The following is a 21,976-nucleotide window of genomic DNA, read 5'->3' as shown; positions in this document are numbered from 1 at the left end:
CTCATCGGCTTCCTCACTTGCCCTTATAGTCCGGCAGCTTCTGCTGCCCGATCAGCGACCCCGCGCCCTGCTGGTCGACCTTTTCGGCCACCGCCGACAGCGACTGGGTCATGACGCGCAGGTCCTTCACCAGACGATCCACCTCGGGCACCGTCTGCTTCGAGAAGGTCTGCAGGCCCGGCCGCGCATCGCCGATCGCCGAATTCAGCGTGTCGGCGCTCTTCTGGGCCGAAGCGATCGCCTTGTTCAGATTGACCATGGTCGGCTTGACGTCTTCGGCGAGCAGGCCGTTGGTCGTCGCCGCCAGCTGGCCGATTGACTGCGCCGCATCGCCCGCCTGCTGGATCGCCACGCGGGTTTGCGCCAGCGTCGCCGCGATCTCCGGCCCGCGATCGGCCAATGCATCGGTCAGGCGGTTGGTATTGTCGAGGATACCCGCGATCGACGCCTGGTTACGATCCGACAAGAGGCCGGTCAGCCGCTCGGTCAGCGTCGACAGCCGCTCCAGCAACTGCGGCGCGGAGTTCAGGATCGCGCCGATGCCGCCCTGCTTGGTCGGGATGACCGGCACGTCATAGGGGCAGACGGTCCGGTTCTCGGGCGTCGGGCAGGTGATCGGCGGCGCCCCCTTGCGCGCGCCATCGAGCGAGATGGTGCTGGTGCCCGTGAAGCTGGCCGAGATCGAGGCGGTGGTACCCTGGAGGATCGGCGTCTGCTCGTTGACCGCGACGCGAACCCGCACGAATTGCGGATCGGGACGCCACAGCGCGATCTCCTTCACCTGGCCCGAGGGCACACCCGAATAGGTGACCGCCGATCCCTTGGCCAAGCCATCGACCGACTGTCGGAAGAAGATGTCATATTCCTTCTCCGACGTACCGCCCAGCCGGGCGATCCAGACGGTGAAAAGCGCCAGCACGACGAGCAGGATCAGCACGACGGAGCCGACAAGGACGTGGTTCGAACGAGTTTCCATCAGCGTGTCCCTGGTTCGCCTCTCGCATGGGCATCGGCCTCACTCCCCTGCGAATGCTGGCCGGTGATATGGGCTTCGACTTCGGTCGGATGGCGCGCGGCGTCGGTGTCCGCCGAACGGGGCCGGATGTCGGCCACTTCATCCTTGGCGGCGATCGCGGCACGCCCGCGGGGCCCCTTGAAATATTCCTCGATCCACGGATGGTCGAGCGCGATCAGCTCGTCGATCGTCCCGACCGCGATCACCTTCTTGTCCGCCAGCACCGCCACCCGGTCGCAGATCGCATAGAGCGTATCGAGGTCATGGGTGATGAGGAAGACGGTCAGCCCCAGCGTCTTCTGGAGCGACGCGATCAACTGGTCGAACGCTGCCGCGCCGATCGGGTCGAGCCCCGCGGTCGGCTCGTCGAGGAAGAGCAGTTCGGGATCGAGCGCCAGCGCCCGCGCCAGACCGGCGCGCTTCTTCATGCCGCCCGACAGTTCGGCCGGATATTTGGGCCCGGCATCGGCCGGAAGGCCGGTCATCACGACCTTGTAGGACGCGATCTCATCCATCAGCGCCTGGGGCAGGTCGCGGTAGAATTCGCGCAACGGCACCGCGACATTCTCTGCCACGGTCAGCGTCGAGAACAAAGCGCCGCCCTGGAACAACACGCCCCAGCGCTTGCGCACATCGACCGCCTCGGTCGCTTCGCGCCCGATGGTCGGCTCGCCGAACACGGTGATGTCGCCCGCATCGGGGGTCTGGAGGCCGATGATCGTGCGCATCAGCACCGACTTGCCGGTGCCCGATCCGCCGACCACGCCCAGAATCTCGCCCTTGCGCACGTCCAGGTCGAGCCCGTCGTGAATCACCTGCTCGCCAAAGCTGTTGCGCAGGCCCCGGACCCTGATCAGATGTTCGTCCTGTTCGGCCATCAATCCCATCCGATCCAGGTGAAAAACACCGCGAAGAACGCGTCGAGCACGATCACCAGGAAGATCGCCTGCACCACCGCCGCCGTGGTGCGCAGGCCGACCTGCTCGGCGTCGGACTTGACCTGCATCCCCTGGAAACAGCCCGCGATCGCGATGATCGCGCCGAAAACCGGCGCCTTGATCAATCCCACATACAGGTCGGTGATCGGCACCACCTCGCGAATGCGGGCGATGAAGGTGATCGGGGGAATACCCAGCGACACCGCCGCCAGAAAGCATCCGCCGATCATCGCGATCAGCGACGAATAGAAACCGAGCAGTGGCATCAACGTGACCGCCGCCAGCGTGCGCGGCAGCACCAAGGCCTCCATCGGCGACACGCCGATGACGCGCATCGCGTCGATTTCCTCGGTCAGCTTCATCGTGCCGAGTTGCGCCGCAAAGGCCGAGCCGGAGCGGCCCGCGACCATGATCGCGGTCATCAGCACGCCCAGTTCGCGAAGCGTCAGGCGACCGACCAGATTGATCGTGAACACCTCCGCGCCGAATTGGCGAAGCTGTACCGCGCCCTGTTGCGCGATGACGATCCCGATCAGGAAGCTCATCAACCCGACGATCGCCAGCGCGGTGACGCCGACTGTCTCGAATTCATGCACCACCGCATTGAAGCGGAAACGACGCGGATGGCGGATCACGGCCAGCGCGGCCAGCACCGTCGCCCCCATGAAGCCGAGCAGGCCGTACAACGTCTTGAACGCGGCGACGACCGCGTCGCCCACCTCCCCCGCCACGCGGGTAAAGGGGCTGATCGCATGGGGCCGCATCGCCACGGGTTGATCCGCCTCGACCACCTTGTCGAGCAGATGGCGCTGATCCTCATCCAGCCCGTCGATCCGCGCATTGTTGCGCGCGGCGAAGCGGTGGACCAGCCAGGCGCCGACCGTGTCGATCCGCTCGACCTGCGACAGGTCGAGCCGCTGGACGGGTGCCTTCTCGCGGTCGAGCCGTTCCGGCAGGTCGCCCAGCGTCGCCAGCGATAGGCTGCCGGTAAAGCGCATCGCGCCACCGTTCGCCGGATCCAGCTGATAATCGGCCTTGGCGTTCATCACCTGCCTCTTTGAGCGAAAGCGAAGGTATCGACAAGGCGCTTCGTGGGAACGACGAATCGACCTCGACCGGTAATTAGACGTTTGCGTGACGTTTTCAAAGCAACCTGTCCACGGCGTGAAGGACCAGGCCGACGCTGCCGCCGACCAGCGTCCCGTTGATCCGGATATATTGCAGGTCGCGGCCCACCGCATTCTCCAACCGCGAGGTGACCGTGTCCGCATCCCATCCGCGCACCGTCTCCGACACCAGCCGGACGATGCCGTCGCCATAATCGGCCGCGACGCCCACCACCGCGCGGCGCACGAAACGGTTGATCGTCGCCGCCAGTCGCGGGTCGCCCTGAAGCGTCTGTCCCAGTTGGCGCAGCGTATCGCCCAGCCGCCCGGCGGTCACCGCCTGCGGATCGCGTGCCATGCGGAGCAGCGCCTCGCGCGCCTGTTCCCATAGTCCGTCAAGCCATCGCTGCATCGCCGGATTCGCGATCAGGTCGTTCTTCATCGACTCCACCCGCGCGCGCGTGTCCGGATCATATTGCAGGTCCCAGGCGAGCCGATCGAGACCTTCCTCGATCTTCAGGCGCAGCGGATGCTCGCGGTCCTCGGCGACATCGTGGAGCAGCTTGTGCAGTCCGTCGATCAGCTTGTCGGCCAGCGTCTCGTCCAGCCCGGTCCAGCGCAGGATCGCCCCGGCGCGTTCATGCACCATCGCCCGGACGATCGGCTCATTCGCCTCCAGCGCGCTCGCTGCCCAGCGCAGCACCGAGTCGAGCAGCGGCAGATGCCGCCCCTCGGCGATGGTGGCCTTGAGCAACTGTCCCAGGATCGGCGACACCTCGGTCGCACGGAGCCGGGAACCGATCCCCGCCTTGACCATGCCGCCCAGCCTTTGGGGATCGAAGGCGGTCAACATTTCGGCGAATAGCCGCGACGCGCCGCGCCGGATGCGCCCGCCCTCCTGCGGCGGCTGCGCCAGCCAGCGCCCCGCCGCGCCCGCCACGTCCAGCCGGTTCATGCGCCGCGCGACGACGCGGGGGATCAGGAAATTGGTGCGCAGGAAATTGGCGAGCGTGTCACCGATACGATCCTTGTTGCGCGGCACGATCGCCGTATGCGGGATGGGCAGCCCCAGCGGATGGCGGAACAGCGCGGTGACGGCGAACCAGTCGGCCAGTCCACCGACCATCGCCGCCTCGGCAAAGGCGCGGACGAAACCCCAGGCCGGATGCATCGGCTGCATCGCCCGCGATACCAGATAGAGCGCCGCCATAGCGACGAGCAGCCCGGTGGCCACGACCCGCATCTTCCGCAGGGCGGGTGGAACGGTCTGGCTACCCCCCGATCGCATCGCGACTTCCATCAATCAGAACAATCCGCGAGCGGCGGGTTTGTTCAAGGGGAATCTTTCCTAGGCGTAACGAAACGGGGCCGCTCTCCATTCCTTCCCTGCGAGGAGAGGTGGCGCGCGTTGCGCGCCTGAGGGGTGTTCCCCCCTCGACAACGCGACACCCCTCCGCCGGGCCTGCGGCGTGCCACCTCCCCTTCTAGGGGAGGAAAGCGCCCGTCACTCGGCCGGGCCGTAGCCCAGCTTGCCCGTCGCAGGCGGCAATGCGGGGCCGCCAGCCGGTCCCTCGATCACCGGCCCGCCGCCCAGTTCGTCGCCGGGCTTGTAGGTCAGCAGGCGCTTGCCGAGGCGCGGACCGATCCAGCGCTCGACTCCCACTGCCAGGCTGAATGCCGCAGGTACGATCAGCAGGGTCAGGATGGTCGACAGCGCCAGACCGCCGATCACCGTCACGCCCATCGGGCTGCGCCAGGATCCGTCGCCACCCAGCGACAAAGCGGTGGGGATCATGCCTGCGACCATCGCGACCGTGGTCATCACGATCGGCTGCGCGCGCTTGTGGCCCGCATCCAGCACCGCGTCGCGCACCGGCACGCCCTTGGCGATCTCCTCCAGCGCGAAGTCGATCAGCAGGATCGAGTTCTTGGCGACGATGCCCAACAGCATCAACAGGCCGATATAGACCGGCAGCGAGAGCGGATTGCCGGTGAAGTACAGCGCCAGCAACCCGCCCAGCGGCGCGAGCAGCAGCGAGGCCATGTTGACGAAGGGCGGCAGGAAGCGGCGATAGAGCAGGACCAGCACCGCGAAGACCATGAAGATCGCCGAGATGATCGCCGTGAAGAAGTTGGTCATCATCTCGTTCTGCATCTTGGCCTGGCCCAGCACCATTTCGCTGACCCCCATCGGCAGATTCTTCATGATCGGCAGGTCATGGACCTTCTTCATCGCGTCGCCGCTGATGACCCCCTTGGCCAGGTCGGCGCCCACCGTCACCTGACGCCGCTGGTTCACGCGGTCGATCTGGGTCGGCCCCGCGCCCAGTCCGATGTCGGCGACCACGCTCAGGGGCACCGAGCCGCCGGTCTGGGTCTGCACCGGCAGGTTCTGGATGGTCGAAAGCCGCGCGCGGGCATTCTGGTCCAGCGCGACGCGGATCGGCACCTGACGATCCGACAGCGAGAAGCGGGCCGAATTCTGGTCGATGTCGCCCAGCGTCGCGATGCGGATCGCGCTCGACAGCGCCTGCGTCGTCACGCCCAGATTGGCCGCGAGGTCGAGGCGCGGGCGGATGACGATCTCCGGCCGGTCGAGATTGCCGACGATACGCGGCGCGACCAGGCCGGGCACGGTCCCCATCTGCTCGACGATCTTGTTGGCGGTATCGCGCAGCACGGCGGGGTCGTCGCCGCCCAGGGTGATGGTCAGGTCGCGGCCGCTCGATCCCCAGCCGAATTGCGACTGGAACGACACGCGCGCATCGGGGATCGCCGCCAGTTCGGGAGCGAGCGAGCGTTCGAAGTCGGTGCTCTTCATCGAGCGATCCTCCTTCAACGTCGCGACCACCCGGCCATTGCCGACGCCGGTGCGCGAATAGACCGATTCGACATCGGGCTGCTTGCGCAGGAATTGCGCGACCCGCTTCACCACCTGATCGGTCTGGGCCAGCGTCGTGCCGGGCACCATCTCGATTTTGGCGACCGCCTGGTCATTGTCCTGCGGCGGCTGGAACGTCTTGGGGATGATCGCGAACATCGCGACGGTCAGCACGAAGGCGAGCACGCCGATGCCGATCACCCACAGGCGATGGTCGCGGAACCGCCCGAAGAACCGTCGGAAGACCCCACGCCGCACCCCATCCGTGGGCCGATCATAGCGCAGCGACCAGCGAAGCGTCGCCATATAGGCGTCCATCAGCCGACCTTCGCCATGGCTGGCATGGCCGGCGGATTTCAGGAAATAGGCGGCGATCATCGGCGTGATCATGCGCGCCACCGCCAGGCTCATCAGCACCGAAACGACGACGGTCAGGCCGAAATTCTTGAAATACTGGCCCGGCACGCCCGGCATGATCGACACGGGCAGGAACACCGCGACGATCGCCATGGTGGTGCCCAGCACGGCAAGGCCGATCTCGTCCGCCGCGTCGATCGACGCCTGATAGGCGGATTTGCCCATGCGCATGTGGCGCACGATATTCTCGATCTCCACGATCGCGTCATCGACCAGCACGCCCGCCACCAGGCTGAGCGCCAGCAGCGTCATCTGGTTGAGCGTGAAGTTCATCAGGTCCATGACCCAGAAGGTCGGGATCGCCGACAGCGGAATGGCCAGCGCCGAGATCACCGTCGCGCGCCAGTCGCGCAGGAACAGGAAGACGACGATCACCGCCAGCACCGCGCCCTCGATCATCGCATGGATGGCGCTTTCATATTGCTGTTCGGTATATTTGACGCTGTTCGAGCGGAGGACGAACTTCACCTCCGGATTGCGCTTTTCCAGTCCCTTCAGCTTCTCGACTGCCCCGTTATAGACGCTGACGTCCGAGGCGCCCTTGGCGCGCTGAAAGTCGAAGCTGATGACCTGCCGCCCGTCGACCGCCGCCTGCGAACGCTGCTCGGCATAGAGATCGCGGACCGTGGCGATATCGGCCAGCCGCACCGTGCGTCCGCCGCGCACGTTGATCTGGGTCTGGCCCAGGTCATAGGCGTTGCGCGCATTGCCCAGCACGCGGACCGCCTGCTCGGTGCCCGCAATCTCGGCCCGGCCACCGGCGGCGTTCAGGTTGGTCATGCGAAGCTGCGCATTGACCTCGCTGGCGGTCAGGCCCTGTGCCTGCAACTTCAGAGGGTCGAGGATGACGCGGATTTCGCGAGTCACGCCGCCGTTGCGGATGACCTTGGAAAGGCCGGGGACCGACAGCAGCTCTTTGGTGACGTTGTTGTCGATATACCAGCTGAGCTGTTCGGGCGTCATGTTGGACGCCACCGCCGAATAGCTGGCTAGATCGTTGTCGGTCGAATCGACGCGGATCACCTGCGGCTCGAGAATGCCGTCGGGCAGCATCGAGCGGATCTGGGTGATCGCGTCGCGCGCATCGCTGACCGCGCGATCAATCGGCGTGCCGATGTCGAGCTGGACCAGGGTCTGCGACGTGCCCTCGGTCACGGTCGAGGTGATCTGGTCGACGCCCTGCAGGTTCCGCAACGCCGCCTCGACCCGCTGGGTGACCTGCGTCTCCAGTTCGGTCGGTGCCGCACCCGGCTGGTTCACGACGACCACGACGATCGGGAAATCGATGTCGGGATCGTTGTTCACGTCCATCCGCATGAAGCTGACGATCCCCGCCAGCGTCAGCGCGACGAACAGGACGATCGGCGGAACCGGGTTCCGGATCGCCCAGGCGGAGATGTTGCGGAAACTCATGTCACTTGGCCTCCCGGCCTGCGAGAATCGGACGGACCAGCTGGCCAGCCGCCAGGAAGCCACCCGCCGAACGCACCACCCGCTCGTCGCCGTTCAGGCCCGATGCGATGGTCACGCCATCGTCCGATACCTGCCCGATCTTGATGTTGCGGCGCGCGACCTTGTTGTCGGAGCCGACGATATACACGAAACTGCCCTTGTCGTCGCTCTGGATCGCCGAGTCCGGCAGCACCGGCGCACGCCCCGCGCCGCCGCGGATCGTGGCGGAGGCGAAGCCGCCCGGACGCAGTTCGGGACTATAGGCCAGCGCGATGCGCGCAACGCCCTGACGCGTCTGCGGGTCGATGACCGGCGACACCTGCCACACCTCGCCGTTGAAGCTCTTGTCGCCGCCAACCGGGGTGACGGTGGCGGGCGCGCCGACATTCAGGCCGACCAAGTCCGATTCGGCAAGTTGCGCCCGCAACTCCATCTGGCCACCCATCGCCATGCGGAACAACACGCCCGAGCCCGAGCTGACGATCTGCCCCGGTTCGGCGGCGCGGGTCAGGATCAGTCCCTCGGCGGGAGCGCGAATGTCGAGGCGGCCGTTGCGCGCCTGCGCTTCCTTATACGTCGCCTGCGCCGCGCGGACGCGGGCGGCGGCGGCATCGCGGGTCGCAGCCCGGCGCTGAAGATCGGCCTTGGAGATGAAGCCGCGATCGACCAGTTGCTGCGCGCGGTCGAGCTCGGCCTGCGCGATCTGCTGATCCGACTGCGCCACCGCGACCTGGGCATTGAGCGCCGACGCGGTCTGGGTCTGCACCGAGCGATCGACCGTCGCCAGCACCTGTCCCGCGCGAACCCACTGGCCCGGTTCGACCAGGACGCGGGTGATCATGCCCCCCTCGCCTGCGACGCCGACCGGCATTTCCCGCCGCGCGGCCAGCGTCCCGGTCGCGGAGACGACGCGGCTGACCGTCTGCTGTCCGGGGACGACGACGGTGATGTTGGGAATCTGCGTGCTCGCGGACGCGCCCGCCGGCGAATCATGCTTCTTGCCGGCCAGCAGATACCAACCCAGCAGCGCCACGAGGACCAGCACCACCACGACCGGAATCCAACGGCGCCGCGCGGGTGCGGGGCCTTCCAGTGCCATGTGGCTGCCGCCGCCGATCGCCCCCGTTTCGTAATTCATGTTCGTCATCGATCCCCGATCCGCATCCTAATGTCGTGGCCCACGCCGCAGATGCGCCCAATTCACGGCTGTATTATAGAAATACATCACCATGCTCAAGGGACTTTGCCTATTGGAAGATTAAGGCGGCTCTAAGATGCGGCGGGCGCGTTCATCGCACGTTTCGGCGTGGTCGGCCAAAGGCTCGGCAGCATCAAAGGGAGTTGATGATGAAATTTTTCCTGTTCACCGCCGCACTGGCCCCGATCGCGGTCGCGTCGGGCGTCGCCGCCCAATCGCTACCCGCGCCGACCACGGTCGAGCCGCTGGTTCCGGCGGCCGGCACCGTGCTCGACGTCTCGGCGGAGGGGCGCACGACGCGCGTGCCCGACCTGGCGACGATCCGCGCGGGCGTGGTCAGCCAGGGTGCGACGGCGGCCGCCGCGCTGACCGACAATGCCCAGCGCATGGCGCGCGTGCTGGCGGCGGTGAGGCGGGCGGGCGTCGCCGACCGCGACATCCAGACCGCGACCGTCCAGCTCCAGCCGCAATATCGCTATGGCGAGAATGTCCCGCCGACCATCACCGGATACCAGGCGACCAACACGCTGAGCATCCGGTTCCGCGATGTCGCAAAGTCCGGCACGGTGCTGGATGCGCTGGTGGCGCAGGGCGCGAACCAGATTGACGGCCCCAACCTGTCGATCGACAAGCCCGATGCGGCGGTGGACGAGGCGCGGACCGATGCCGTCGCCAAGGCGCGCGCCCGGGCCGAGCTTTATGCCAAGGCGGCGGGAATGCGCGTCGCCCGGATCGTGTCGATCACCGAAAACGGCGCGGATGCAGGTGGTCCGGAGCGGCCGATGATGATGGCGCGTGCGATGGCCGCCGACGCCTCGGCCAAGACCAGCATCGCACCGGGCGAGCGGGACGTGACGGTCAATGTCTCGGTCCGCTTCCTGCTGAACTGATCGCGCGCCCCCTTCGCCCAACGGCGGGGGGGGGCGACGCCCGCCCCTGGTCGGGCCCGGACATTCGCCATACCCGACATACAAAAGAGGCCGCCCGGCATCCCGGACGGCCTCTTTGTTTCCGCTCGGAGCGTATGAGTGCTTAGCGCACCCGACCGCGACGAACGAGGTTCACGATCGCCAGCAGGACGACGGCGCCCAGCAGCGAAACGAGGAACGAATAGAGCGACAGACCAGCGTTGTTGATCGAGCCACCGGCAAAGATCAGGCCGCCGATGAACGCGCCGATGATGCCGACGACGATGTTCAGGAAGATGCCCTGCTGGGCGTCAGTACGCATGATGATGCTGGCCAGCCAGCCGATGACACCACCGATGATAAGCCACAGGATAATACCCATTGTCTTTCCCTCCGTTGGGCCCGCGAGCGGGACACGGGGGAAAGACGTGCGAATGGCGGTTATTGTTCCGTCCCCGTACCGTCAATTCGATGAACTGATTTCGCAAACGATTTGGATGTCAATATTTCTGCTGGCGTTCGTAGAGCGAGCGATAATGCTGGATGCGGGTCACCCGCAGGCCGGGCATGCCCGACCGATCGATGGCGCGCTGCCACCCGGCGAATTCCTCGACCGTCAGGCCATAGCGTTCGCAAACCTCGTCGACCGAGAGCAGTCCGCCATTCACCGCCGCGACCACCTCCGCCTTGCGACGGACCACCCAGCGGGTCGTGCTGGGCGGGGGAAGCGATTCGAGTGTCAGCGGTTCGCCGAGCGGCCCGATTACCTTGGCAGGCCGAATCTTCTGATTCTCGATCATCATACAACCTCTTTGGGGCTCCCTACCCCATGTCGTCTGTAAGGGACGTCCTGACGCAGGCCCTTCAACATCTCTTAAATCCGAAAGGTTAACGGTTTATTCATTCTTTCCCCACCGGGCCAGATATCGCGCCATCGGGCCGTTGAACGCGCCATCGAGCGGCGCGAACAGCGCCGGATCGGGGGCGGCACGGACGAAGCCCGCCTGCACCGCCGCCGTGCGGCTGGCAGCCTGCCGAGCCGTCGCACCGACCATCAGCACCGCCAGATCGGGCGGCAGCACCGTCAGTTCGGCATCCCGGTCAAAGCGGTTGAAGCTCAGGTCCAAAAGCGCAATCCATCCCGATCGTGAACCGCCCTGTTATCGGACGGATATGAAAGCCGGGTAAAGGGTGCTGGGGTTTTCGCACTTTTCTTGGGCCCCGACCCGATCCGCATGCCCCTGAACAGAGGCGCCTGCTTTGCAACCGTGGCGGGAAAAGCGTATGGGGCGTGCATGGAGCAGATGGTGGATTTTCAGCTTGGGGGCGATCCCCGGGCCCGTCGGATCGTGGTGGCGATGTCGGGCGGCGTGGACAGCTCGGTCGTCGCCGCGCTGGCCCATGCGACGGGGGCCGAAACCATCGGCGTGACCCTGCAACTCTATGACCATGGTGAGGCGGTCGGCCGCGCGGGTGCCTGCTGCGCCGGCCGCGACATTCGCGACGCGCGCGCGGTCTGCGACAGGCTGGGCATCGCACACTATGTCTTCGACCATGAGGACAGTTTCCGCACCCAGGTCGTCGATCGCTTCGCCGACGAGTATCTGGCCGGGCGGACGCCGATCCCGTGCGTCCAGTGCAATATGGGGCCGAAATTCACCGATCTGCTGAAGCTGGCGCGCGATCTGGGCGCGGATTGCCTGGCGACGGGCCATTATGTCCGGCGCGTCGCGGGGGTGAACGGTGCAGAGCTGCATCGCGGGGCCGATCCGGCACGCGACCAGAGCTATTTCCTGTTCGCGACGACGCAAGGCCAGCTCGACTTTCTACGCTTCCCGCTGGGGGCGCTGCCCAAGTCCCGCGTGCGGGAAATCGCCGCCGAACTGGGTCTTGGCGTCGCGGCCAAGCCCGATAGCCAGGACATCTGCTTCGTCCCCGATGGCGACTATGCGGGGCTGGTGAAGAAATTGCGTCCGGAATCGGATACGCGCGGCGACATCGTCGATCTGGCGGGCGCGAAGCTGGGCGAGCATCGCGGCCTGATCCACTATACGGTCGGCCAGCGGCGCGGGCTGGAAATCGGCGGCAGCCCCGAACCGCTATATGTCGTCCGGCTGGAGCCCGACACCAGGCGCGTCGTCGTCGGCCCGCGCAGTGCGCTGGCGGTCGAGGCGGCCCGGCTGACGGGCATGAACGTGCTGGGCCCGCTCGACGGTCCGCTCCTCGCCAAGGTCCGCTCCATGGCCAAGCCTGTTCCGGCGCGGATGGTCGGCGACCGCCTGGTCTTCGACACACCCGAATATGGCGTGTCGCCGGGGCAGGCGGCGGTGCTCTATGACGGCGACCGGGTGCTCGGCGGCGGCTGGATCGCGCAGACCGAGGCGGCACGGATCGCCGCCTGACGCGTTGATCCCGGCATGACCGGCCCCACCATCGAAGACCTGCGCCACCAGATGGAGGCGGCCGCCGAACGCCTCGATTTCGAGGAGGCGCGGGCCTTGCGCGACCGCATCAACCTGTTGCGCGGCGGGGCGGAGGATATGAGCGTCGACACCAGCGGCCTCACCCGGCAACAGCCGGGCGCCATGGGCCTGGGCACCAGCCAGTCCCGCCCCGAGCGCCCCGATGGCTGGGTGCCCCCGAAAAAGCCCGACCCGATGACCAAGGGTCGCGGGCGGCGACAGGGTCGATCCTAAGCCGCCAGGTCGAGACGGAAGAACTGGTTATGCGGGCTGGGCGAATAGTCCGCAAACGCTTCGCATGCCACGAACCCCGCGCTGCCGTACAGCGCGATGGCGGGCGCATAAAACGGCGCCGTCCCGGTTTCGAGGCTCAGGCGCGCATAGCCGCGTTGCCGTGCCTGTTCAATGATATGCGTCAGCACCCGTCGTCCCACGCCCCTGCGCCGTGCCGCCGGCGCGGCCCGCATCGACTTCACCTCGCCATGATCCGGCGCTAGCTGCTTCAGGGCGCCGAAGCCCATCAGGGTTTCCCCTTCCCACACCGTCCAGAAGGTCACGTCTGGCGCCGACAAGCCCGACGCGTCGAGCGCGAAGGAATATTCGGCCATTTCCCCTCGCAACTCGCGCAGGTGCAGCGCGAGCAGGTCCGCGACATAAGGCGCGCTCGGATCGTCCTGCCGTATTTCCATCATTCCCCCTTCGCTGTCGGCCAAATCCTACTCCCGTTCCATCTCTTGCCAAGCCCGATCCCTATGGCTGCTCGGCAGGAACGAAGCGAAGCACCCCGGTCAGCCTTGCCGGCGCATGGGTGTCGCTGGGGTGATTGATGCCGTCATTGACCGGCACTTCGGCGAAATCAAAGGGGGACAGGCCGTCCAGACAGGCGACGTTGACGCCATATTGATCGCGATTGGATCGCCTTTGATGATGGGTGTAGATGCCGCAGATCGAACAGAAGAAATGTTCGGCCACGCCCGTATTGAACCGATAGCGCGTCAGGCGATCCTCCCCGCCTAGGATCGTGATGCCGCCCATTTCGGCGGAGACGACCACGGCACCCCGCATCCGGCAATAGGAGCAATTGCAGCGCCGCACGCTATTGAGGCCGTCGCTGAGCGTCGCCTCGAAACGGACCGCACCGCAATGGCATTGTCCGGCCCAGCGATCCTTCCGCTCCTCAGCCATCACGACTTCGTCTCCCCTCATGGCGTCGGGACGAGATAATAGAGAGAAGGCGGTCCGATGCACCCCTCTTGCGCGCCGCGACCTGGCTTTCCCGTTAACGCCCCAGGGCGAAGGCTGCGCGATAGGCGGGCTTCACCGCCCCGGCGATCGCCCGCGTGACCGGCAACGTCACCTCATAGCTGCCCTCGGCATAGGAGCCCGCGACATAAGGGTCGGCAAGCAATCCGATGCGGTCGATCGCGCGGCCGTTGGTCGATCCCAGCAATATGGTCAGATCCTTGACCGGCGGACAGACATTCATCGAAGAGCCCTCGCCCTGATTGCGCCGCCGCTGTTCGATCCGAAGACGCGCGCAATAATCGATCCGCGTCGCGCTTTGCAGCGCGGCGAGCGAGACGAAAACCGCCTTGGTGTCCAACCGCCGCCCCGCCGCCTTGTCCCAGAGCAGCGCCGACGAAGCAGGCTGCCCATGCGCCCCGCCCGTATAGTCATAGCTGTCGCTCGACAGGCTGAGGAAACGCGGCGTGTCGGTCACGACCTTCCACGTCTTTTCATAGGAATAGGGCCGGAACGGAAAGCCGGAAGCCTTGGCCTCGCGCCGATCCGATGCGGCGTCGTGCGCCGTTTTCCGTCGGAGATTGGCCGCTTCGCCATCGAGCGTGCGCTTCAAGGCGGGGATGCGCGCGACGGCGGCGGGGTAACGATAGGCGAATTCATAATCCGCCGTCTTGGCGTGGCTCGCCACCGTCTGCGCGGCCAGCGGGGCCGTCATTCCGCATAACGCCAGCCCGATCATTACCTTGTGCATCGCCCATCTCCTCCCGGAGCGAATATGTCTGGACCAGTCGGGCTGTACGGACGATGACCGGCCGCGTTCGTCTTGTTCACGACATGCCAAGAACGTATATCGAACAAATGGCGCAACTCGACACTCGTGAGAAGCTGGCGATCCTGGCGGACGCCGCAAAATATGACGCCTCCTGCGCGTCTTCGGGCACGTCCAAGCGCGACAGCCGCGACGGCAAGGGGATCGGCTCGACCGAAGGGATGGGCATTTGCCACGCCTATGCGCCCGATGGCCGATGCATCTCGCTGTTGAAGATCCTGCTGACCAATAGCTGCATCTTCGACTGCCATTATTGCATCAATCGCAAGTCGTCCAACGTCCGCCGCGCGCGCTTCACCGCGCAGGAGGTGGTGAACCTCACCCTCGCCTTTTACCGGCGCAATTATATCGAGGGGCTGTTCCTCTCCTCGGGCATCATCAAATCGTCCAACTATACGATGGAGCAGATCGTCGAGGTCGCGCGGGCCCTGCGGGAGGATCATGGCTTTCGTGGCTATATCCATCTGAAGACGATCCCCGATGCCGATCCCGAATTGGTGCGGCTGGCGGGCGTTCATGCCGATCGCGTGTCGATCAATGTCGAATTGCCCACGGTCGGCGGGCTGAAGCGGCTCGCGCCCGAAAAGGACGCCGCCCGGATCGAAGGCGCGATGGCGGAGGTGAAGACCGCGATCGACGATCGGCAGGATGCGGCGAAGAAGTACAAGTCCGCCCCCGGCTTCGCCCCCGCCGGCCAGTCCACCCAGATGATCGTTGGTGCGGACGCCGCGACCGACCGCGACATCGTCGGGCGCGCGGCGACGCTCTATGACCGTTTCCGCCTGCGTCGCGTCTATTATTCGGCGTTCAGTCCGATCCCCGATGCGTCGGCCGTATTGCCGCTGCAACGGCCGCCCCTGATGCGCGAGCACCGGCTTTACCAGTCCGACTGGCTCATGCGCTTCTACGACTATCAGCCGCGCGAAGTGGCCGCCGCCGCCGATGAGGCGACGGGAATGCTGCCGCTCGACATCGATCCCAAGCTCGCTTGGGCGCTCAAATTCCGTCAGCATTTCCCGGTCGATGTGAACCGCGCGCCGCGCGAAATGCTGCTCCGCGTGCCGGGTCTCGGGGTGAAGGCGGTGGACCGGATCATCGCCAGCCGCAAATGGCGGCGATTGCGGCTGGAGGATATCGCGCGGCTGACCGTGTCGATCGCCAAATTGCGGCCTTTCCTGATCGCGGAGGACTGGTGGCCCGTCGCGCTGGCCGAGCAGGCGGACCTCCGGCCGCTGGTCAAGCCGCAGGTCAAACAGCTCGAACTTTTCGGCTGAGTGAGAGTGATTCGCGGGTGAAACGACCGCCGCGCTTCGGTGTTGGATGCGCGAAGGAGACAGGATCATGGCGACCGCAGACATCTATGCCGATCTGAAGCGCGATCACGACAAACAGCGCGAAATGCTCAAGGAACTGGCCGAGCTGAAGGGCGACGGGGCCAAGCGCAAGAAGCTGTTCGAGACCTTTCGTATCGAGATTCAGAGCCACGCGGCCGCTGAGGAGGAATCGCTCTACGCCACCATGCTGGGCGAACCCGAACTGCGCGACGATGCCCGCCATTCGGTGTCCGAGCATAAGGAGATCGACGATCTGCTCGGCGAGATGATGGACCTCGACTTCGCCTCGGACGAATGGGAATCCAAATTCTTCCACATGCGTCATCGCTATGAACATCATATCGACGAGGAAGAGGAAGAGATGTTCCCTGCCGCCGAGAAGGAGCTCGACGACGCGACCGAGCAGAAACTGGCGGAGATTTATGAAACCCGCAAACCCATCGAGGCGAAGGAGGCCAAGGCCAACCCGCCCGGCGGAGACGAACGCGATTGATACCGGATGCCATTGAATTCCTCCCCTGCAAGGGGAGGTGGCAGGCCGCAGGTCAGACGGAGGGGTGTTCCGGGTCGCGAGCAAAGCGTACCTTTTCAAGCGGTAACACCCTTCCACCATGCTGCGCATGGTTCCCCTCCCCTTACGGGGGAGGAATAGGGATCTTTCCATGCGCATCATAACCCTGCCCGCGCCCGATGACTTCGACGCCTGGCGTGAAGCGGCACGCGGGCTGATCGCCGACAGCGTGCCGCCCGATCAGGTCGTATGGCAGGTCGGCGATCAACCTGCCGATCTGTTCGGCTCGGTGGCCGACGACAGTCCGACCACCCCCGCCCCGCGCTTCACCGTCTCGCGCGGTTTTCTCGACCTTGCGCGCAGCGTGATCCTGTCCAACGACCAGGAACGTTTCGCGCTGCTTCACACCGCGCTCGACCGACTGCGGCGGCAGCCTCGGCTGATCGAGGATCAGGCCGATCCGCTGGTCCGTCGTCTCGACCGACTAGCCAAGGCGGTGCGCCGCGACATTCACAAGATGCGGGCGTTCCTGCGCTTCCGCGAGACCGAGGATGACGACGGCCCGCGCTATGTCGCCTGGTTCGAACCGGAGCATCATATCGTCCGGGCCAATGCGGCGTTCTTCGTCAACCGCTTCACCACGATGCGCTGGTCGATCCTGACACCCGAGGTGTCGCTCCATTGGGACGGCAAGACACTTGCCGAAGGACCGGGTGCCAGCAAGGCCGACGCGCCCGAGGGCGATCCGACCGAGGCGGTGTGGAAGACCTATTATGCCAGCATCTTCAACCCCGCGCGCGTGAAGATCGGCGCGATGTTGAAGGAGATGCCGCGCAAATACTGGAAAAACATGCCGGAAACCGCGTTGGTCCCGCAACTGATCGCAGGCGCGCAGGCACGGGAGACGGGCATGATCGACACGGCCAAGGTGGATGTCCGTTCGGGGCGCGGCGGCAATGCGCAAGCGGCTTGGGCGGCCCTCCGCGACGAGGCGATGGGCTGCACCCGCTGCCCGCTCTATGCGCCCGCAACGCAGACGGTGTTCGGCGAAGGCCCGGTGGACGCCGCGCTGATGTTCGTCGGCGAGCAGCCGGGCGACCAGGAGGATCTGGCGGGCTATCCCTTTGTCGGCCCGGCCGGACAGGTCTTCGACCGCGCGGTGGCGGAAGCCGGAATCGATCGTGCGAGGGCTTATGTCACCAACGCCGTCAAGCATTTCAAATTCGAACCGCGCGGCAAGCGTCGTATCCATAGCTCGCCCAATGCGGGCGAAATCCAGGCCTGTCGCTGGTGGGTGGAGCAGGAACGCCTGCTGATCCAGCCACAGGTGACGGTCGCGCTGGGGGCGACGGCGGCGCGATCGCTGTTCGGCAAGGTGATGACGATCGGGCGGGAGCGAGGCAGGGCGCTGACCCTGCCCGATGGCGGCACCGCGTTCATCACGGTGCACCCCAGCTTCCTGCTCCGCCTGCCCGATCCGGAGGCGAAGAAAGTCGAATATGCGCGGTTCGTGGAGGACTTGAAGCTGGCGGCGTCAGCGCTTCCGTAGCGCGGGGTACATTGTTGAGTGGTACCGCAACCACTTTTCACGACAGAGGCCGGGTGCCAGAGACACCCGGTCCCGTCGAACAATCAGCCGTGGCAGGTGCAACCGGCGTGGTCGCAGCCATTGCCGCCCTCATGATGCTGGGCGCAGGCATCGCTGCAGAAGCTGCGGCCCTCGGCCTCGATGGCATTGTTGACGCTGACGATGCAGACGCAGTCGGCGCACGCACACTTCACTTGATCGACGGTGACGGCCATTGGAATCACTCCTCATCTACGGATTCAGGTTCGAGCACATGGTCCATCATGTTGGTCAGCATGGTGCGGATATGGCAGTCGGGCAGCTCGTAAAGGACGTTGCGTCCCTGCCGGCTCTGCTTGAGCAGACGCCCGGCGCGCAGCAATCGCAGATGCTGCGAAACCAGGCTCTGGCTCACGCCTACCTCCTGCGTCAGCTCGCTCACGGTACGCGGCCCGTCCAGACACGCGACCACAAGCCTCAGCCGATTGGGTTCGCCGAGAAGACGAAACACATCGGCGAGCAACGCCCCTTCATCCGGTGTCATGCAAATATCAACATATGAACGCGTTCTAATATGTTCATATGAAAGTTGATGTCAATCAACATTCCGATGCGGGGCGCCTGAGTGGGCAGATTGCGGCGCCGTCCGTCACATCGTCCTCGGGTCCGGCCCGATCCGGCCGTCCTCATCGTCCAGCGCATCGATCGCCGCCATATCCTCGGCGTCCAGCGTCAGTCCGATCGCGGCGAAATTGTCCGCCATATGCGCCGCATCCGCCGCCTTGGGGATGACCGACAGGCCATGCGCCAGATGCCAGGCCAGCACGACCTGCGCCGCCGAGCGACCATGCTTGTCCGCGATCGCAGCGATCGCAGGCGCCTTCAGCAGTTCGCCGCCCTGGCCCAGCGGGCTCCAGCTCTGGGTCACGATGCCCTTCGCCGCATGATATTCGCGCGCCTCGCGCTGCTGGAACCGGGGATGCAGCTCGATCTGATTGACGGCGGGCACCACACCCGTCGCCTCGATGATCCGGTCGAGATGTTCGGGCAGGAAGTTCGACACGCCGATCGACCTGGCCTTGCCCGCCTCACGCAATGCGATCAGGCTTTGCCAGGCCTCGACATAATCGTCCTCGGCCGGAACCGGCCAGTGGATGAGATACAGGTCGACCGCGTCGACTCCCAACAGCGCCAGGCTTTCGTCCAGCGCCGCCCCGGCGTCGCGGTGGCGGTCGTTCCACAGCTTTGTGGTCAGAAAGGCGTCGGTATCGCGCAACCCCTCACCTACGCCGCGCTCATTGCCATAAAGGGCGGCGGTATCGATCAGCCGATAGCCGGTATCCCATCCGCGCCGCACGACCAGCGCGACCTGCGAGTCCGGGATCTGATAGGTACCAAGGCCCAGTCGGGGCATGGCGCGGCCGTCATTCAGGGTCAGCATCGTCATGCCGTCCCAAACCGACCGGCTTGCGCCCCGGTTCCGATTGACCACTGCGGCCGGATCGCGCAAGTCGCTGGCCCCATGGTCGAACAAATTCTTTCCGCGCTGGCGGGCTTTGCCATCTGGGTGATTTCCACCGGCGGCTATCTGGGCATCATGCTGCTGATGGCGATCGAGAGCGCGTGCATCCCGCTGCCGTCCGAGATCATCATGCCCTTCGCGGGCTATCTGGTGTCGACCGGGCAGTTCAACCTCTACCTCGCCGCGACGGCGGGGGCGCTGGGTTGCAATCTGGGCTCGATCGTCGCCTATGAGATCGGCAAGCGCGGCGGGCGTCCGGTTGCGGAGCGCTGGGGCAAATATCTGTTGATCGGTCCGGGCGAGCTCGACGCCGCGGATCGCTTCTTCGCGCGATATGGCTCGATCGCGGTGCTGATCGGGCGGCTATTGCCGGTCATCCGCACCTTCATCGCCTTTCCGGCGGGCGTGGCGCGGATGAAGCTCGTGCCCTTCCACCTCTACACCTTTCTGGGCAGCTGGCCCTTTTGTCTGGTGCTGGCGATCGTCGGGCGCGAACTGGGCGAGAAATGGGATTCGGACCCGCGCGTAAAGGCGTTCTTCCACCGCGCCGACCTGGCCATCGGGATCGTGCTGGTGGTGCTGATCGGCCTCTACGTCTGGCACCGCGTGCGCGGGCTCAAGCGCGCGCAGGACTGAACCAGCCAAAGGGCCAGCGGGATGGCCACCACAGCCCACAGGGCCAGGCCGTCCCACGTTCTCCAGCCCCACCATTCGGACGCCACGGTGCGAAGGTCGCCATAGCGGAAATGCTGCTGGATCACCGCGTCCCACCAGACCCAGCGGAATGCCGATGGCGCGAAGATTTCCGCCGCCGCGATGGTCATGTTGATCCCGATCGACACCAGCAGGATCGCGGCGTTCAGCCCCCGCAACCCAACCGAGCGCGTCGCCGCCCAGAAGGGGGCTAGCCCGAGCGCCGCCACCCCGGCCAGCGGCATGGCATGACGCGGCCCGGTCGCGTTGCCGCCGTCCCAATAGACATAGGCCGCGTTGATCAGCAGCGCGACCACCGCCACCCCGCCCGCCGTCAGCGCGAGGCCACGCGTTTCCCGCTCCTCCGCCAGTCGCCACAAGCCCATGGGCGCCAGAAGCAAGATCGGCGCGACCCAGATCAGCCCGCGTGTCGGCCCGGCCAATATCGCCCATAGCACCCCCGGATCGGGCAGGGTCAGGCCGAACAGTCCCTGATTCATCCCCTCGAACCCCACCACACCCGAATAGCCGATGCGGAACGGCGTCCCGAAGGCGAAGATATTATAGCCCAGCAGCGGCAACAGTCCGATCACGCCACCGGCGATCATCGGCCACAGCGCGGCAGGCCGACGGCGATGCCGCCAGACCGCCCATAAGCCGATCAGCGACCCGGCAAGCACCGCCTGATACTCGACCACCACGGCCCAGCCCAGCGCGAGCCCCGCCACCGCCAGCCACCGGCCTCCCCCTCGTTCGACGGCGGCCAGCGCGATGACGAACAGCGCCGCGACGCCGGCATGGCCCATCAATGTGGTCGAATAGCCCCAGATCGGGGTTCCAAGCGCATAGCCCAGGGCGGCGAACAGCGCCGCGACGCTTTGCCCGGTCACGCGCCACGCCAGGTCGAACAACAGCACCGACGCGATCGCGGTCAGCAGCGCCGATCCCAGCGCGGCGGCGACACGCGTCCGCAACCGCAGATAGCGAACGAAACCCTCGTCCCCCGCCGTCATCGCATGATGATCGGCCCGGTCGCCGGTGATGCCATCGACCAGTGCGACGGCGGGCAGCGCCATCAGGGTCATGCCCGGCGCCTTGTCGAGATAGGCATGGTCGCCGAACTGCGCCTTGTCGATGGTCAGCGGTGCCATGGGGTCGATCGTCGCCGTGCCATTCTCGACCATGCGGATCGCGGCGAACAGGCGCGTGGCGTTGTTGGGGTTAAGCTCCCACGATCCGAACCAGCTGGCGGAGAACCAGATCAGCAGGAACAGGCCGATCCGAATGCCGCTCAAGCCCTGCCACCTGCTCATCGCCAACCCCCTCGCCTTGCCGCCGCGCGCTATCCGGCTGGCTGCCGCGATGCAAGGCAAGCCATGCCATCAATGGAGGGGCGTCAGGCTTGCGCGATGGGCAGCGCGCTGGTCGATTTGATCTCCGACAGCGCCACGGTCGAATTGATTTCCTGCACCCCCGGCAGGTTCGACAGGCGCTCGAAGAACAACCGTTCATAGGATTCGATGTCCGCCGCGACGATACGCAGCATGAAGTCGACCGAGCCCATCAGGACATGGCATTCCATCACCTCGGGGATCTCGCGGATCGCGGCGGCGAACTGGTCCAGATTCGCGCGGCCATGCGCATTCAGCTTCACCTGCGCGAAGATCTGCGCCTTCAGCCCGACCTTCGCCCGATCGACCAGCGCCACGCGCCGCTTGATGATGCCATCCCGCTCCAGCCGATCGATCCGCCGCCAGCATGGGGAGGCGGACAGGCCGACCGCCTCGGCGATGGCGGCGGTGGACAGGCTGGCATCCTCCTGAAGCAGGGCGAGGATTCGCCGTTCCCAAATATCGAGGTCGTGCGGCATGTTCTTTCCGATAAATGAAGAATCTGGGTCA

General features: G+C 65.8%; 24 protein-coding genes. 7 read left to right on the top strand and 17 right to left on the bottom strand.

Annotated features, from left to right (window positions below; genetic code table 11):
• Positions 1 to 13: 13 nt before the first annotated feature.
• From NZL82_RS06290 to NZL82_RS06265, 6 genes are all read right to left on the bottom strand, one after another.
• Positions 14 to 976: an MlaD family protein gene (locus NZL82_RS06290; RefSeq protein ID WP_261268917.1), complete on the bottom strand. Its 963-nt coding sequence runs from the start codon at positions 974 to 976 to the stop codon at positions 14 to 16.
• Positions 976 to 1,893 (bottom strand): ABC transporter ATP-binding protein, encoded by a 918-nt coding sequence (locus NZL82_RS06285; protein WP_261268916.1) that lies wholly within the window; start codon positions 1,891 to 1,893, stop codon positions 976 to 978. Before NZL82_RS06285 ends, NZL82_RS06290 begins: the two co-directional genes overlap by 1 nt.
• Positions 1,893 to 2,999, bottom strand: a complete 1,107-nt coding sequence (locus tag NZL82_RS06280; RefSeq protein ID WP_261268915.1) for an ABC transporter permease — start codon at positions 2,997 to 2,999, stop codon at positions 1,893 to 1,895. The genes NZL82_RS06285 and NZL82_RS06280 overlap by 1 nt, the downstream gene beginning before the upstream one ends.
• Before the next feature lie 97 nt (positions 3,000 to 3,096).
• Positions 3,097 to 4,302: a DUF445 domain-containing protein gene (locus NZL82_RS06275; RefSeq protein ID WP_261269053.1), complete on the bottom strand. Its 1,206-nt coding sequence runs from the start codon at positions 4,300 to 4,302 to the stop codon at positions 3,097 to 3,099.
• 261 nt (positions 4,303 to 4,563) lie between these two features.
• Positions 4,564 to 7,770: an efflux RND transporter permease subunit gene (locus NZL82_RS06270; protein WP_261268914.1), complete on the bottom strand. Its 3,207-nt coding sequence runs from the start codon at positions 7,768 to 7,770 to the stop codon at positions 4,564 to 4,566.
• A 1-nt stretch (position 7,771) separates the two neighbouring features.
• Entirely contained in the window at positions 7,772 to 8,947 is a 1,176-nt protein-coding gene (locus tag NZL82_RS06265) for an efflux RND transporter periplasmic adaptor subunit (protein ID WP_261269052.1), read from the bottom strand.
• 206 nt (positions 8,948 to 9,153) lie between these two features.
• On the opposite strand from NZL82_RS06265, the gene NZL82_RS06260 reads away from it, so the two are divergent.
• Positions 9,154 to 9,897, top strand: coding sequence for an SIMPL domain-containing protein (locus NZL82_RS06260; RefSeq protein ID WP_261268913.1), 744 nt, complete (start codon positions 9,154 to 9,156; stop codon positions 9,895 to 9,897).
• 142 nt (positions 9,898 to 10,039) lie between these two features.
• Here NZL82_RS06260 and NZL82_RS06255 read toward each other — a convergent pair whose 3' ends face one another.
• The 3 genes from NZL82_RS06255 to NZL82_RS06245 all read right to left on the bottom strand — a co-directional run bounded on the left by NZL82_RS06255 (position 10,040) and on the right by NZL82_RS06245 (position 11,042).
• A complete protein-coding gene (locus NZL82_RS06255) occupies positions 10,040 to 10,297 on the bottom strand; it encodes a GlsB/YeaQ/YmgE family stress response membrane protein (protein ID WP_230482577.1) in 258 nt (85 codons plus the stop codon).
• Positions 10,298 to 10,415: 118 nt separating this feature from the next.
• Positions 10,416 to 10,715 carry a DUF1153 domain-containing protein gene (locus NZL82_RS06250; RefSeq protein WP_261268912.1) on the bottom strand — a complete coding sequence of 100 codons (300 nt, stop codon included), beginning with the start codon at positions 10,713 to 10,715 and terminating at the stop codon, positions 10,416 to 10,418.
• Positions 10,716 to 10,811: 96 nt separating this feature from the next.
• On the bottom strand, positions 10,812 to 11,042 hold the full coding sequence (locus tag NZL82_RS06245; protein WP_261268911.1) for a hypothetical protein: 231 nt from the start codon (positions 11,040 to 11,042) through the stop codon (positions 10,812 to 10,814).
• A gap of 168 nt (positions 11,043 to 11,210) precedes the next feature.
• Here NZL82_RS06245 and mnmA point away from each other — a divergent pair, with 168 nt between their 5' ends.
• Both mnmA and NZL82_RS06235 read left to right on the top strand, forming a co-directional pair.
• The gene (mnmA, locus tag NZL82_RS06240; RefSeq protein WP_405051347.1) at positions 11,211 to 12,317 is read left to right on the top strand and encodes a tRNA 2-thiouridine(34) synthase MnmA; all 1,107 of its coding nucleotides are present in this window, start codon (positions 11,211 to 11,213) and stop codon (positions 12,315 to 12,317) included.
• Between the two features lie 15 nt (positions 12,318 to 12,332).
• Complete coding sequence (locus NZL82_RS06235; protein WP_261268910.1) at positions 12,333 to 12,611, top strand: UvrB/UvrC motif-containing protein; 279 nt, start codon at positions 12,333 to 12,335, stop codon at positions 12,609 to 12,611.
• Here the strand turns inward: NZL82_RS06235 and NZL82_RS06230 are convergent.
• The 3 genes from NZL82_RS06230 to NZL82_RS06220 form a co-directional block, all read right to left on the bottom strand.
• Complete coding sequence (locus NZL82_RS06230) at positions 12,608 to 13,066, bottom strand: GNAT family N-acetyltransferase (RefSeq protein ID WP_261268909.1); 459 nt, start codon at positions 13,064 to 13,066, stop codon at positions 12,608 to 12,610. The two genes, NZL82_RS06235 and NZL82_RS06230, sit on opposite strands and share 4 nt — an antisense overlap.
• Before the next feature lie 61 nt (positions 13,067 to 13,127).
• A complete protein-coding gene (locus NZL82_RS06225) occupies positions 13,128 to 13,583 on the bottom strand; it encodes a GFA family protein (RefSeq protein WP_261268908.1) in 456 nt (151 codons plus the stop codon).
• Between the two features lie 73 nt (positions 13,584 to 13,656).
• Complete coding sequence (locus tag NZL82_RS06220; protein WP_261268907.1) at positions 13,657 to 14,370, bottom strand: DUF4163 domain-containing protein; 714 nt, start codon at positions 14,368 to 14,370, stop codon at positions 13,657 to 13,659.
• Between the two features lie 107 nt (positions 14,371 to 14,477).
• On the opposite strand from NZL82_RS06220, the gene NZL82_RS06215 reads away from it, so the two are divergent.
• The 3 genes from NZL82_RS06215 to NZL82_RS06205 all read left to right on the top strand — a co-directional run bounded on the left by NZL82_RS06215 (position 14,478) and on the right by NZL82_RS06205 (position 17,842).
• Complete coding sequence (locus tag NZL82_RS06215) at positions 14,478 to 15,722, top strand: putative DNA modification/repair radical SAM protein (protein WP_261269050.1); 1,245 nt, start codon at positions 14,478 to 14,480, stop codon at positions 15,720 to 15,722.
• Between the two features lie 67 nt (positions 15,723 to 15,789).
• The gene (locus NZL82_RS06210; RefSeq protein ID WP_261268906.1) at positions 15,790 to 16,275 is read left to right on the top strand and encodes a hemerythrin domain-containing protein; all 486 of its coding nucleotides are present in this window, start codon (positions 15,790 to 15,792) and stop codon (positions 16,273 to 16,275) included.
• Between the two features lie 169 nt (positions 16,276 to 16,444).
• Entirely contained in the window at positions 16,445 to 17,842 is a 1,398-nt protein-coding gene (locus tag NZL82_RS06205; RefSeq protein WP_261268905.1) for a UdgX family uracil-DNA binding protein, read from the top strand.
• Between the two features lie 83 nt (positions 17,843 to 17,925).
• Here NZL82_RS06205 and NZL82_RS06200 read toward each other — a convergent pair whose 3' ends face one another.
• The 3 genes from NZL82_RS06200 to NZL82_RS06190 form a co-directional block, all read right to left on the bottom strand.
• Positions 17,926 to 18,096, bottom strand: coding sequence for a metallothionein (locus NZL82_RS06200; RefSeq protein WP_058715199.1), 171 nt, complete (start codon positions 18,094 to 18,096; stop codon positions 17,926 to 17,928).
• 5 nt (positions 18,097 to 18,101) lie between these two features.
• Positions 18,102 to 18,404, bottom strand: coding sequence for a helix-turn-helix transcriptional regulator (locus tag NZL82_RS06195; protein ID WP_261268904.1), 303 nt, complete (start codon positions 18,402 to 18,404; stop codon positions 18,102 to 18,104).
• Between the two features lie 105 nt (positions 18,405 to 18,509).
• Complete coding sequence (locus NZL82_RS06190; RefSeq protein WP_261268903.1) at positions 18,510 to 19,307, bottom strand: aldo/keto reductase; 798 nt, start codon at positions 19,305 to 19,307, stop codon at positions 18,510 to 18,512.
• 75 nt (positions 19,308 to 19,382) lie between these two features.
• Between NZL82_RS06190 and NZL82_RS06185 the strand changes: the two genes are divergently transcribed.
• A complete protein-coding gene (locus NZL82_RS06185; RefSeq protein WP_261268902.1) occupies positions 19,383 to 20,018 on the top strand; it encodes a DedA family protein in 636 nt (211 codons plus the stop codon).
• On the opposite strand, the gene NZL82_RS06180 is transcribed toward NZL82_RS06185, so the two are convergent.
• Both NZL82_RS06180 and NZL82_RS06175 read right to left on the bottom strand, forming a co-directional pair.
• A complete protein-coding gene (locus NZL82_RS06180) occupies positions 19,973 to 21,388 on the bottom strand; it encodes a glycosyltransferase family 39 protein (RefSeq protein ID WP_261268901.1) in 1,416 nt (471 codons plus the stop codon). The genes NZL82_RS06185 and NZL82_RS06180 overlap by 46 nt on opposite strands.
• 83 nt (positions 21,389 to 21,471) lie before the next feature.
• Positions 21,472 to 21,945, bottom strand: a complete 474-nt coding sequence (locus NZL82_RS06175; RefSeq protein WP_261268900.1) for an Lrp/AsnC family transcriptional regulator — start codon at positions 21,943 to 21,945, stop codon at positions 21,472 to 21,474.
• Between the last annotated feature and the right edge of the window lie 31 nt (positions 21,946 to 21,976).

Source organism: Sphingomonas sp. LC-1 (assembly GCF_025371035.1).
Taxonomy (GTDB): Bacteria; Pseudomonadota; Alphaproteobacteria; order Sphingomonadales; family Sphingomonadaceae; genus Sphingomonas; species Sphingomonas sanguinis_E.
The sequence above is the reverse complement of the archived record's forward strand: the minus strand, read 5'-3'. Positions and strand labels throughout refer to the sequence as shown.

Excerpts from the sequence above, each read along its gene's own strand:
- NZL82_RS06275 (WP_261269053.1), bottom strand. The coding sequence starts at position 4,302 with ATGCGGGTCGTGGCCACCGGGCTGCTCGTCGCTATGGCGGCGCTCTAT.
- NZL82_RS06230 (WP_261268909.1), bottom strand. The coding sequence starts at position 13,066 with ATGGAAATACGGCAGGACGATCCGAGCGCGCCTTATGTCGCGGACCTG.
- NZL82_RS06280 (WP_261268915.1), bottom strand. The coding sequence starts at position 2,999 with ATGAACGCCAAGGCCGATTATCAGCTGGATCCGGCGAACGGTGGCGCG.
- NZL82_RS06285 (WP_261268916.1), bottom strand. The coding sequence starts at position 1,893 with ATGGCCGAACAGGACGAACATCTGATCAGGGTCCGGGGCCTGCGCAAC.
- NZL82_RS06255 (WP_230482577.1), bottom strand. The coding sequence starts at position 10,297 with ATGGGTATTATCCTGTGGCTTATCATCGGTGGTGTCATCGGCTGGCTG.
- NZL82_RS06215 (WP_261269050.1), top strand. The coding sequence starts at position 14,478 with ATGGCGCAACTCGACACTCGTGAGAAGCTGGCGATCCTGGCGGACGCC.
- NZL82_RS06200 (WP_058715199.1), bottom strand. The coding sequence starts at position 18,096 with ATGGCCGTCACCGTCGATCAAGTGAAGTGTGCGTGCGCCGACTGCGTC.
- NZL82_RS06205 (WP_261268905.1), top strand. The coding sequence starts at position 16,445 with ATGCGCATCATAACCCTGCCCGCGCCCGATGACTTCGACGCCTGGCGT.
- NZL82_RS06235 (WP_261268910.1), top strand. The coding sequence starts at position 12,333 with ATGACCGGCCCCACCATCGAAGACCTGCGCCACCAGATGGAGGCGGCC.
- NZL82_RS06265 (WP_261269052.1), bottom strand. The coding sequence starts at position 8,947 with ATGAATTACGAAACGGGGGCGATCGGCGGCGGCAGCCACATGGCACTG.
- NZL82_RS06180 (WP_261268901.1), bottom strand. The coding sequence starts at position 21,388 with ATGAGCAGGTGGCAGGGCTTGAGCGGCATTCGGATCGGCCTGTTCCTG.
- NZL82_RS06190 (WP_261268903.1), bottom strand. The coding sequence starts at position 19,307 with ATGACGATGCTGACCCTGAATGACGGCCGCGCCATGCCCCGACTGGGC.
- NZL82_RS06290 (WP_261268917.1), bottom strand. The coding sequence starts at position 976 with ATGGAAACTCGTTCGAACCACGTCCTTGTCGGCTCCGTCGTGCTGATC.
- NZL82_RS06195 (WP_261268904.1), bottom strand. The coding sequence starts at position 18,404 with ATGACACCGGATGAAGGGGCGTTGCTCGCCGATGTGTTTCGTCTTCTC.
- NZL82_RS06270 (WP_261268914.1), bottom strand. The coding sequence starts at position 7,770 with ATGAGTTTCCGCAACATCTCCGCCTGGGCGATCCGGAACCCGGTTCCG.
- NZL82_RS06220 (WP_261268907.1), bottom strand. The coding sequence starts at position 14,370 with ATGCACAAGGTAATGATCGGGCTGGCGTTATGCGGAATGACGGCCCCG.
- NZL82_RS06250 (WP_261268912.1), bottom strand. The coding sequence starts at position 10,715 with ATGATCGAGAATCAGAAGATTCGGCCTGCCAAGGTAATCGGGCCGCTC.
- NZL82_RS06185 (WP_261268902.1), top strand. The coding sequence starts at position 19,383 with ATGGTCGAACAAATTCTTTCCGCGCTGGCGGGCTTTGCCATCTGGGTG.
- NZL82_RS06210 (WP_261268906.1), top strand. The coding sequence starts at position 15,790 with ATGGCGACCGCAGACATCTATGCCGATCTGAAGCGCGATCACGACAAA.
- NZL82_RS06260 (WP_261268913.1), top strand. The coding sequence starts at position 9,154 with ATGATGAAATTTTTCCTGTTCACCGCCGCACTGGCCCCGATCGCGGTC.
- NZL82_RS06225 (WP_261268908.1), bottom strand. The coding sequence starts at position 13,583 with ATGAGGGGAGACGAAGTCGTGATGGCTGAGGAGCGGAAGGATCGCTGG.
- NZL82_RS06175 (WP_261268900.1), bottom strand. The coding sequence starts at position 21,945 with ATGCCGCACGACCTCGATATTTGGGAACGGCGAATCCTCGCCCTGCTT.
- mnmA (WP_405051347.1), top strand. The coding sequence starts at position 11,211 with ATGGAGCAGATGGTGGATTTTCAGCTTGGGGGCGATCCCCGGGCCCGT.